Genomic DNA, 10,712 nt, shown 5'->3' on the forward strand with positions numbered 1-10,712 from the left:
CCCTTTGGCTCAGGCCGGCCCCACAGCAGGAACCAAGCCGCTTACCGGAATCGACAGTTCAAGCAAATCACCGCACTTCACAAACTGAACAGCAGAATGCTTACACTGGACACAAGCGACAGTGAATATCGATCAAACATTTCTGACACAATAAAAAAGGAACCTCAACTAACCAATTGGCAGTCGAGATTCCTAATGAATGATTACTATCCATTGTATGCTATAGTTTGTACCCATCGATGATGACTAGAACAAGCCGGTAATCGTCCCATCCGCGTCAATATCCATGTTCAACGCAGCTGGATGCTTCGGTAAGCCGGGCATAGTCAAGACGTTACCCGTTAACGCAACGATAAAGCCAGCCCCAAGCTTAGGCACAAATTCGCGCACGTGAATCGTAAAGTCGGTTGGTGCGCCTAACTGCTTAGCGTTATCTGACAGTGAGTACTGTGTTTTAGCCATGCAGACTGGTAGTTTATCCCAGCCGTGCTTAACAAAGGTCTTCAGCTGGCGCTTAGCTTTAGGTTCCAATTCAACATCCCGGCCACCGTAAATATCTTGGACGATTTTGGTCATCTTAGTCACTAAATCATCATCTGGGGCGTACAGTGGTACAAAGTCACTTGGTTGTTGCGTTGCTTCAACAACTGCATCCGCCAAGTCCAGTGCGCCACCACCACCATTGGCCCAAACTGTGGTATCAAAGGCTGGGACGCCCAGTTCATCTTTGATGTAAGCCAGTAATTGATCGATTTCGGCATCGGTATCCGTTGTAAACCGATTAACGGCAACCAATACGGGTACCCCATACCGCTTCATACTCTGTACATGCCGCTTCAGGTTAACTGAGCCGGCAGCCAATGCCGCTAAGTTTTCGGTTTCTAGGGACTTTTTATCGACCCCGCCATTGTATTTAAGCGCCCGAACCGTTGCAACCACCACAACAGCATTTGGCGTTTTACCAAGAACGGGCGTCTTAATATCCATAAACTTCTCGCCACCAAGGTCAGCGCCAAAGCCACCTTCAGTGACCGCATAGTCAGCTAACTTCAACGCAGTTTGGGTTGCCAAGACTGAGTTACACCCGTGGGCGATGTTAGCGAAAGGACCGCCATGAATGATTGCGGGGGTATGTTCCAACGTCTGAACAAGGTTCGGTTTAATCGCATCCTTTAGCAATAAAGTAATCGCACCGGCAACCTTTAAATCGGCCACGGTGACCGGTTCTTTATCATAGGTGTAGCCGATCACGATTCGCTTGATCCGTTCTTTGAGATCACCAAGATCCTTGCTCAAACAAAGAATCGCCATGAGTTCACTAGCGACCGTGATATCAAAGCCATCTTGGCGTGGCACACCAGATGTCCGGCCACCCAAGCCGATCACCGTTTGGCGAAGTGCACGATCATTGATATCAATGACCCGCTTCCAAGTCACCTGCCGGGGGTCGATATTTAACTCATTTCCCTGTTGAATGTGATTATCGATCAACGCTGACAATGTATCGTGTGCTTCAGTCAGCGCATGCATATCACCCGTAAAATGCAGGTTAATGTCTTCCATTGGAATGACTTGCGCGTAACCACCACCGGTCGCACCGCCCTTCATCCCCATAACGGGACCCAGGGATGGTTCCCGAAGCGCAATGGCAACCTTTTTACCGCGTCGTTTCAAGGCATCACCAAGTCCGACCGTGACCGTTGATTTGCCTTCGCCAGCTGGCGTTGGGTTGATCGACGTCACCAGAATCAGTTTTGAATCGCCAACTTCACCGGCAACGGGAAGCTTGATTTTCGCCTTCACGGCACCGTAGGGTTCGATTTGATCAGCGGATAGGCCTAACTGATCGGCAATTTCAGTAATTGGGGCTGCCGTAGCAGCTTGTGAGATTTCAATATCGTTCAAAATGCAGGGCTCCTTCGCAAGATAATCAGTTACTTCGTTTCGACAGTGAGATTTTTAGCCTGATGAATCAACTCTGATAGTTCAATGGCTGAGTTCACCGGAAGTAAAAATTGGTAAATTTTACCCCCGTAGACAAATCCAAGGCGGTATTTAGAAACATGAACGTTTTGGACGTCCTTCAGGGCAATATCGACCCAGTGGTGGTTGATGACTCGGCTGACACGTATCGTTTGGTGTTCTAGATAAATTCGGCGGTAATGAATCTGCGCCCAGGTTAAAATGATAAACAAAGCGCCAAGACTCCAGGGCAACCATTGGTGTTGTGACAGTAGTTCAAGGCCTAAAATCAAGCTCACAAACAAGAGCACAAACGTCCAACTCCATAGAATAATACTTTTTAACGGTCCTGGTTGATATAAAAATTGCCGTTTTTGGTCTATGATAGACACATCCTCTCATGAAAGGTTGTTATTATGTTTACACTTTATACGGATGCCGCAACGGATACCGAAACACAATTGTGTGCCGCTGGTATTCTCATCGTTCATGCTGGTCAACAAACTCAGCTTAAACAGGCGTTAGCGGATGGTGATAATCACCACGCGGAATTTTTAGCAGCAATTGCTGGCTTCAATGCGCTGTTGAAAACAGCGGGCACTCAAGCTGCTAGTAGTACAGTGCTCTTCTACACGGATAGCAAAATCGTTGCTGACAGTCTCGATAAGACTACGCGAAACATTACCAACCGTTAGTCGATCAACTGCTTGATTGCCAGTCCAGGTTTGCGCTGGTCATTTCAAAATGGGTACCCGAAAAACAAAATCAAGGGGCGCACCACCTTGCGCAACAAGCGCTCCAACAACATCGTCAAGGACGCCTATGACACGTAGTTCGTTAATGACTTTTGATACTTCGACCAATCTGGGGTCCCACCATAAATCATGGTGCCGGCTAATAATTGGCCAATGAGTGGCCCAGTCGTTAAACCAGATGCGCCTAAACCACTGGCAACCAGTAGTTTGGGGTGACTTTGAAGCCGACCAAAGAATGGCGCAAAATCAGCCGTGTAAGCACGCGTCCCAACTTTCGTGCCAACAATGCTATCAGCAGTCAGTTGATCATCAAAGTGCTGGGCACTACTCAGTAGATCCGTTGTTGCGTCTGGCGTAACTGAAAGATCAAACTGACCCTCGTCATCATGTGTTGCGCCGACAACTAGTTTACCGTGGCCAAACGGAATAAAATCACGTTCACCTTCTGGCATCAAAACTGGCATGTTTTCTTGAGTTGGGTAGTCCGGAACGTTCAACACGATCAACTGCCCCTTTTGTGGGCGGACCGCGACTTTGATGCCCATTGGCGCTAATAATTCTGGTAACCAAGCCCCGGCAGCAACAACGATTTGATCAAATCGCTTAGCGCCTGCAGACGCAATTAATTGGCCCTCATGGTCAAACGAAACCCGTTCTTGTTTGACGGTTAAATTAACTTGTTGGGCTTGCGATAGCAATTCCTCGACCAATGCTTGCCCGTCTAACCGAGCACCACCGGCAACCCAGACACCTGGTTGAGGCCGCGTTAACAGCGGTAAGCGTGCTTGAACTTCTTCGGCAGAAAGCAACGCGACTTCACCCATATCTGGTGATTCAGCTTGGCGCTCTTGCGCTAATGTGTAAAGTTCGTGAAGATCCTTTTCGTTGGTTCGAGTAACGATTGTTCCAGTCTGATGGTAAATTTCAGTTGAAAGGTTGGCCTTTCGCGCTAACGTCATTAACAACGATGCCCCATCCGTTGCGAGCTGATACCACTGCTTGTTACGGCGCTTTGAAAGCATGGTGAGATGATGCCGGCTGCCGCTTTGGTGGCTTGACCAACGCCATCGTCGTACAACGTGACGTCAAGCTGGTCACCACCGGGTAAAGTACTCAGATAGTAAGCCGTGCTTGCACCAACAATACCACCGCCGATAATTGCAATTCTCTTTTTCACGTCAAATTACACCCCTTATGCGATTAATCGAGGCCGTTATGGCACTTTTTTAGCGCCCAGACTATTTTACCCTAGTCCGTTTTAGTCTCTCCTCTAGGATAACATCACCACCCGCGTCTGACTAGCCGGTAAAAATTAAAAACCCGTTCATTTAGCTCGAATTCGAGCTAAATGAACGGGTTTTCTAATGATTAACTAAGTTTACTTAAGAATCTTGAACCGATCTGAATCGGCCATGAATTCCTTGTCACCGGCTGGGGCTTCGATTGAGCCAAAGTCCATTTGAGCACGGAGCTTCCAGTCATCAGGAATGTTGAAGGCTGCTTTGACTTCGTCATCGATCAGTGGGTTGTAGTGTTGGAGGTTAGCACCGATTCCGTTTTCAGCTAAGGCAGTCCAAACAGCGAATTGGGCGTTACCTTGGCCTTGTTCTGACCAGTCGTAGAAGTTGTCAGCGTAAAGTGCAAAGTCGTTTTCGAATTGGTGAACAACACTCATGTCAGTGTAGTAAAGCACCGTCGAAGGCTGCCTTGAAGGCATTGATCTTTTGCAACGTCTTTTGGTAAGCTTCTTCACTTGGCACTTCTGACTTCAAGCGCTTAGCCACGATGTCCCATAATTGTTCGTGATTTTCACCGAATAAGATCACGGCACGAGTCGTTTGGTTGTTAAATGACGTTGGCACCCACTTGATCGTCTTGGTAATTAAATCAGCCAATTCATCAGGGGTTTGGGTCAAGTTCCGACCTAAAGCGTAAATTGAGCGACGGTTCTTAGCTAAGTCTAGTAATTGTTCTTTCATAATGGCAACTCCTCCAAAATTAAGTTCTCTTTTTTGTTTACGAGAATCAGTATAACAGCTTACTTTTTGTAAGTAAAGTATTATCCTAGAATTTTTATTAATTTCGACTAAAATTGATCAGGACTAACGCGCCATTTAGACGGGTTGTGAAGTCGATTATGCCTAATATACCAACGCTTAATGCACTAGCTGATTGGAAACATTCGCCAAGTTTAAGTTTCAAAAAAATTTTAATTTTTTCAGCCTATTCGGTCAAAACCCATGCTAAACTGAGTTATCATTTCAATTTTCGAAGGACGTGACCATTATTTTTAAACAGAAACGTGGCCGACAATTGTTGGCTCAGTACGGGTATTTTTTCCTGATGTGGTTTGTGATTCAGGTGTTTTATAACGTGCCTATCAAGAATCTCACCAGCGGATGGGTCGAAGAAGGGCTACTGGACCTCGTTAAACTCATTGCGTGGTTAGGGGTTGGCGTTTTGCTTATCCGTAAAACGGCAGCAACGGATCTGAGTATTGCACAGCCATTTCAAAAACCGATGCGCCAACGGCCATTTCTCATCACCCTTGGAATCGTCATTTTGTACCTAGTTCTTTCAGCAATGATGCAACAGCACACCCTCCACATCGTGCCTTCATTTAAACCGACAATGTTATTCCAAGACTTTCTGATTGTTGGCATCTGCGAAGAAACCCTATTTCGGGGCTATTTTTTGAACCGCCTTCGACCACTGGTCACGAATGACCAAACCGCACTGATCATTCAGGCCATTATGTTCGCCTGCATTCACTTACCCCGCTACTTCACAACGTATCCCAGCTTATCAGGTATTACCATCATCGGTAATTTAATCACGGTAGGGTTACTTGGCTACCTGTTTGGCTGGTTATTCCTTAAAACCAAGTCCCTCTGGCCGGGAATCATCGTTCATAGCGTTTGGGACCTCCTTATCGTTCTCATTGTAGGTGGTAACTAGTCTTCCAGCGTCAGATGGCCATTCATCACGTCTGAAGTGGCCGAAACCGTAGTGGCCTGTGTAAAAATGGCGAGCATCGGCATAAAACTCTCGGCCGTGTTTTTCTCATTTAACTCTGTCAGTGGCAGCCAATATATCTGCCCTTCACCGCCGGCTTTGATGGTCCCTGAGAAATGACTGGTTCGGTATAAAAATCCGATTTTGCGATAGTCATCATCAAACCATTCCACGCAACCACAGGCCTCCAAGTCACTCACGGTTAAGCCCGTTTCTTCATATACTTCCCGAATCATTGCAGCTGCCGCTGATTCACCAGGTTCAACGTGTCCACCCGGGAAACTGTGTCCCGCCTTCCAAGCAACGTTGGGTTTATCTTCAACTAAAACCCGTTTCGTTTGCGGATCAAAAACCATGCACATGTTGACCAACTCAACCGCTTGCGTTCGTTTACTTGCCACTTCAATCACCTCATTATAAAAATAAAACCGCTTCAACCCAATTATATCGGATTGAAGCGGTTTTTGATATTGCATCGATTACCTTATTCGGTGTGTCGACTCTTGTAACTTCGCCATTTGTCCCTTAAATTCATCGGCGTACAGGCTCAAATCACTCTGTGACTGTGCAACATCATTGCTGAGTTCAACGGCATAATCAGCTTCTTCACCGTGCTCGCCTTGATCCAACCCTAACTCTTCTTCCTTAGGGTCAACCCGCATTGCCATCACGAAACTTAGCCCTTTGATAATCAAACTCACCATCACGGCCACAAACGCGATGGTAATCAAAGTTGCTGCTAACTGAATACCGAATAGGTGCCAACCACCACCGTAGAATAAACCATTCTCTGGCAGTGCGGTGTTAACCGTTTTGGTCGCAAACAACCCCGTCGCAATGCTCCCAATAATTCCACTAACACCATGACAACCAAACGCATCTAAGGCATCGTCAACCCCGATTCGGTCTTTCAAAACGTTCACAAAGAAGTAACTGGCACAAGTTCCTGCCAAACCGATCCAAAAAGCACCGTTGATCGTCACAAACCCAGCTGCCGGCGTAATTCCAACTAACCCACAGAGTGTCCCGGTACAAACACCAACTAGGGTTGGTTTGCCCTGAATGAACATATCTAAGAACATCCATGCAACCATGGCCGTTGCAGTCGCAACCGTTGTGGTAATTGTGGCCTGAACCGCAACGCTACTAACGCCGAGGGCGGAACCTGCATTAAACCCGTACCAGCCAATCCAAAGAATTGCTGTTCCTAATAAGACCCATGGTAAATTGTAGTGGGTATGGGGCTTATCCCCATAGTGGATTCGTTTTCCTAAAAAGACGGAAAGCACAAATGCTGTAATCCCAGCGTTAATGTGAACCACGGTCCCACCTGCGAAATCAACCGTTCCTAATCGCGCTAATAAGCCGTTCGCGCTCCAAACAAGGTGCACCATTGGGTAATACACTAGAACGGACCAACAGACTAAAAACACTAGGAGAAACTTAAAGCGGATTCGGCCAACAACCGCGCCAACAAATAACGCCGGCGTAATAATCGCAAACATCATTTGAAAAATTGCATAAAGCCCGGTTGGAATTTTCGTACTTGTGAGTTTGTTCAAATCGACCCCATTCATGAAGAAGTGAGACACATTCCCAATCACACCACCGAAATCACCTTCAAAGGATAACGAATAACCAACGATGATCCATAGCATAATGGCAACCCCAGTCATGACGTAGACTGATAACATCGTGTTGACAACGTTGCGCTTTGACACCAATCCGCCATAAAAGAAGGCCAATCCCGGTGTCATGAAAAGGACTAGAATACTTGAAAGGACCATAAAGGAAACATTTGCGAGGTTCATTGACATCACGACTTTCTAAGTAAGTTTTAATGTTACAAAGTCTAACATGGTTTAAAAGCCTATTCCAGTGCTATTTTCATGATGTTAACTGACTGAAAACGTCATTTTCACGGTAAATGTTGACAAAGCAACGTTGATGCAAGGTTAATTTTTTTTCGTTAATTGCCATCGCTATGTCAAGTGAATCACAAGCAACATGCTGACGATAATCCGCACGTGAGAACCGCCACACGACTAATGATTCAATTCACGTAACCGTTCATGATCACCGCTGACGGTCATGAAAAGTCAAATCAAAAAGGCCCCACCAATCCTGACGCTTACGGATTGATGAGGCCTTTTTAAAATCGTTAGTTGCTATTTATTGTTCTTCCAATACTGGAAATAATCGGTCCGCAAAGCCCCGTTGTAGAGCTTACGTTTCTTTGTTGCCTTTTGACCGAAGAACGACTCAAACTGAAGATCAGCCGTCAAAATGTATTTTGACCAAGTTGTCATGGGTTTGTACACTTGGCCCATTTGCTTGTAGAGTTCCCGGACGGTCTTTTGATCACCCAACCGCTTCCCATATGGTGGGTTCGCAACGATCACGCCGTCTTGCTTGTCAGTAGTAAAGTCTTTGACTGCCAATTGTTTAAATTGAATATCGTGCAAGACACCGGCACCATTGGCGTTCAACTTCGCAATATCAATCATTGAGCCATCAATATCGTACCCAGCGATATCAAACTGACCGTCCCGTTCCTCGGCTTTAGCTTCTGCCTTAAGTTCATCAGCCATTGCCTTGTTATCAGGATGCCAAGCTTCACACGAAAAGTGCCGGTTGATACCGGGCGCAATGTTACGTGCCATCAAAGCCGCTTCAATCGGAATGGTCCCAGAACCACACATTGGGTCAATAAACGGCATATCTGGGTGCCAGTTAGTCAACATGATCAATGCTGCCGCGAAGTTTTCCTTCAGCGGTGCTTCACCCTTTTCTTGACGATAGCCCCGCTTAAAGAGACTATCACCAGTCGTGTCCAAGGTTAAGGTTGCAACGTCCTTGTCCAAGGCAATTTCAAGTGTAAATTGGGCACCAGTTTCAGGGAACCGCGTTTTACGGTGGTAAGCGGCCGCCATTTGGTTAACAATAGCCTTTTTAGTGACGGCTTGTAAATCAGACACACTGAATAACTTAGAGTTCTTTGAACGTCCCTTAACTGGGAAAGCCGCGTCCATTGGCAGTAATTGATCCCAATCCATTGCAGTAACCGTATCAAAAACGTCGTCAAACGTGGTTGCTGGGAATGACTTTAACACGATCTTAATCCGATCGGCCGTTCGGAGCCATAGGTTTGCGCGTAAAATGTCACGCATGTCACCTTCGAAGTAGATCCGACCGTTATCGACTTGGACGTCGTAACCTAAATCTCGCAATTCTTGACCAGCAATGGCTTCCAAACCACTGGCAGTTGCTGCGTATAGCTGATAAGTTTGATTTCTCATGATGGGCCTCTTCCTTTAATCTGACTGAGTGACCAACTAAAAACGTTTCAATCCGGGGAATCCCGGTTTAAAGACATAAAAAAAGGTGAGAGTAAACTCCCACCAGTCCTGAACCTGTAAATCTCTATAAGCCATGTTCCGTACTTACCTAAATGTCAGGGACAGTTTAAGTAAGCGGTAATCATCTATCTCGAGAGTAAAAACTCTCCCCCCACTTTTAGTTCATTTCCAGAAGTGAAGCGCCCCTACCGTAGTTTGGGTTGCCCGCTCGAGGGGTTTACCAACGTTCCACCGTACCCGTTTCCGAATACGTCATCGTCGCTGTGGCACTTTCAGGAGTATTAACGCATAGCCGAAACCTTAGCGCGTTTCTCCGCCGTAACTTCTTGCGAAGTCCCCCGGCTTATTTTTTCACCGAGCACGAACACTACAAGCATCGCAGCTTGTGCGAGCATGGACTTTCCTCAGCCGACCTTTGCCGACCGCGATTACCCGAGATTTACAAATCGTTTAACCAAAAATTATAACCGGTGTGAAGAACCCGCACCACTATCTAACTGAGAGCCAAAGACGTGGCGTTCCAAGTTTGAAAGTCGCTTCAAGATATCCATGTTAGTCACATTCGTTGCTGGTTGACTTGGTTGTGCTACCGTCTGACCACCAACAGAAAGTTGCTTGGTTAACTCATCGACTTTTGCTCGTAAGCGCTCATTCTCGTCTTGGAGGTGCTGACTCTCCTTCGTGAATGATTCATAATCCTTAATGACATTGTCCAAAAAGCTATCGACATCAGCAGGATCATAGCCCCGCATCTTTTGCCGAAATTCTTTTTGTAAAATATCCTTAGGAGTGAAATTGATCGTTGCCATCTACATACACCTCATTATTTGCTCAACACCAACATATAAGATGTTACCAAATATTAGTTTAAATTGAAACCCTTATTTTCATTTTCTGGTAAATTTTCTTGAAATTCAACCGAAAACTCCTGCAATTGATCAAAATCAATCAGTTGCACGGGGTAGTCATGCGTTGATTGCCATTTCAAAATCGCATCATAATCGTACCGCGATTTACCGTCGTTGTCTACATCGTAAACCAAAATTGCACCATCCGTATGCGATAACATGAATTCTTGGTAATTTCTTAATTGTTGCGGTGACCGATAATCATGGTCACTCACCGAAGCTGAAAAGTCCACGTCACTTATTAACGACGCGAGTTTGGCCTGAGCTTCCGGCTTCCACCGTCCCGAAAAATGTTCAAATGGCAGCATGACTGCTACCTGTAATTCTGGATAATCCGGTTTAAGCGCCAGTGCCGCTTCAGCCGACATCTGTTCAATGCCCTTTTGACCACCGGTAATCACCCACTGCAGTCCATCGTCTAATGCTTGCTTCATCACTTGAGTCAGCGCATAGTGCAAAACTTTATACTTTGGATCCTGCTCAGAAAACAGCTGCAGTTCATAAGCGCGGTACCCTGTAAACCAAATCCGTTCCATGGGCATCCTCCTTGTTTGATTGAATAACGCTACATTATATGGTAACACATTTTGGCGGGATGATTTTTTTAGAAAGACTAACGTTTGTGTCCAGCGTAAGTGTTGGGTGCGATTTGGGTGTCGGCTGTTTGTCGTCGCTTCGCTTGCCAAAGCCGCATTGAAAAGTGCTCGTCCAGA

At 46.1% G+C, this 10,712-nt stretch carries 8 protein-coding genes, 1 other RNA gene and 3 pseudogenes; 2 read left to right on the forward strand and 10 right to left on the reverse strand.

Annotated features, from left to right (window positions below):
- Positions 1 to 246: 246 nt before the first annotated feature.
- Positions 247 to 1,905 (reverse strand): formate--tetrahydrofolate ligase, encoded by a 1,659-nt coding sequence (locus JCM2765_RS14670; RefSeq protein WP_054737363.1) that lies wholly within the window; start codon positions 1,903 to 1,905, stop codon positions 247 to 249.
- A 29-nt stretch (positions 1,906 to 1,934) separates the two neighbouring features.
- The gene (locus tag JCM2765_RS14675) at positions 1,935 to 2,354 is read right to left on the reverse strand and encodes an EbsA family protein (RefSeq protein ID WP_225352118.1); all 420 of its coding nucleotides are present in this window, start codon (positions 2,352 to 2,354) and stop codon (positions 1,935 to 1,937) included.
- A gap of 24 nt (positions 2,355 to 2,378) precedes the next feature.
- On the opposite strand from JCM2765_RS14675, the pseudogene JCM2765_RS14680 reads away from it, so the two are divergent.
- A pseudogene (locus tag JCM2765_RS14680) lies at positions 2,379 to 2,788 on the forward strand (ribonuclease HI family protein).
- Here JCM2765_RS14680 and JCM2765_RS14685 read toward each other — a convergent pair.
- Together JCM2765_RS14685 and JCM2765_RS14690 are read right to left on the reverse strand one after the other, a co-directional pair.
- Positions 2,783 to 3,894: pseudogene (locus tag JCM2765_RS14685) on the reverse strand (NAD(P)/FAD-dependent oxidoreductase). The pseudogenes JCM2765_RS14680 and JCM2765_RS14685 overlap by 6 nt on opposite strands.
- A gap of 201 nt (positions 3,895 to 4,095) precedes the next feature.
- Positions 4,096 to 4,696 (reverse strand): annotated as a pseudogene (locus JCM2765_RS14690) (nitroreductase family protein).
- A 298-nt stretch (positions 4,697 to 4,994) separates the two neighbouring features.
- Here JCM2765_RS14690 and JCM2765_RS14695 point away from each other — a divergent pair.
- The gene (locus JCM2765_RS14695; RefSeq protein WP_054737364.1) at positions 4,995 to 5,675 is read left to right on the forward strand and encodes a CPBP family intramembrane glutamic endopeptidase; all 681 of its coding nucleotides are present in this window, start codon (positions 4,995 to 4,997) and stop codon (positions 5,673 to 5,675) included.
- Here the strand turns inward: JCM2765_RS14695 and JCM2765_RS14700 are convergent.
- The 6 genes from JCM2765_RS14700 to JCM2765_RS14725 form a co-directional block, all read right to left on the reverse strand.
- A complete protein-coding gene (locus JCM2765_RS14700; protein ID WP_082405165.1) occupies positions 5,672 to 6,088 on the reverse strand; it encodes an 8-oxo-dGTP diphosphatase in 417 nt (138 codons plus the stop codon). The genes JCM2765_RS14695 and JCM2765_RS14700 overlap by 4 nt on opposite strands.
- 123 nt (positions 6,089 to 6,211) lie before the next feature.
- Positions 6,212 to 7,543, reverse strand: coding sequence for an ammonium transporter (locus tag JCM2765_RS14705; protein ID WP_054737370.1), 1,332 nt, complete (start codon positions 7,541 to 7,543; stop codon positions 6,212 to 6,214).
- Positions 7,544 to 7,900: 357 nt separating this feature from the next.
- A complete protein-coding gene (locus JCM2765_RS14710; protein ID WP_054737365.1) occupies positions 7,901 to 9,031 on the reverse strand; it encodes a THUMP domain-containing class I SAM-dependent RNA methyltransferase in 1,131 nt (376 codons plus the stop codon).
- Between the two features lie 122 nt (positions 9,032 to 9,153).
- Positions 9,154 to 9,531: RNase P RNA component class B (gene rnpB / locus JCM2765_RS16855), an RNA gene on the reverse strand.
- Positions 9,532 to 9,552: 21 nt separating this feature from the next.
- Complete coding sequence (gpsB, locus tag JCM2765_RS14720; protein WP_054737366.1) at positions 9,553 to 9,900, reverse strand: cell division regulator GpsB; 348 nt, start codon at positions 9,898 to 9,900, stop codon at positions 9,553 to 9,555.
- Positions 9,901 to 9,953: 53 nt separating this feature from the next.
- A complete protein-coding gene (locus tag JCM2765_RS14725; RefSeq protein WP_054737367.1) occupies positions 9,954 to 10,535 on the reverse strand; it encodes an SLOG family protein in 582 nt (193 codons plus the stop codon).
- Positions 10,536 to 10,712 lie beyond the last annotated feature (177 nt).

Origin of the sequence: Secundilactobacillus similis DSM 23365 = JCM 2765 (assembly GCF_001311075.1) — a bacterium.
Lineage (GTDB): Bacteria > Bacillota > Bacilli > Lactobacillales > Lactobacillaceae > Secundilactobacillus > Secundilactobacillus similis.

Coding starts and splice junctions, on each gene's coding strand:
- JCM2765_RS14700 (WP_082405165.1), bottom strand. CDS start 6,088: ATGGTTTTTGATCCGCAAACGAAACGGGTTTTAGTTGAAGATAAACCC.
- JCM2765_RS14705 (WP_054737370.1), bottom strand. CDS start 7,543: ATGAACCTCGCAAATGTTTCCTTTATGGTCCTTTCAAGTATTCTAGTC.
- JCM2765_RS14710 (WP_054737365.1), bottom strand. CDS start 9,031: ATGAGAAATCAAACTTATCAGCTATACGCAGCAACTGCCAGTGGTTTG.
- gpsB (WP_054737366.1), bottom strand. CDS start 9,900: ATGGCAACGATCAATTTCACTCCTAAGGATATTTTACAAAAAGAATTT.
- JCM2765_RS14725 (WP_054737367.1), bottom strand. CDS start 10,535: ATGGAACGGATTTGGTTTACAGGGTACCGCGCTTATGAACTGCAGCTG.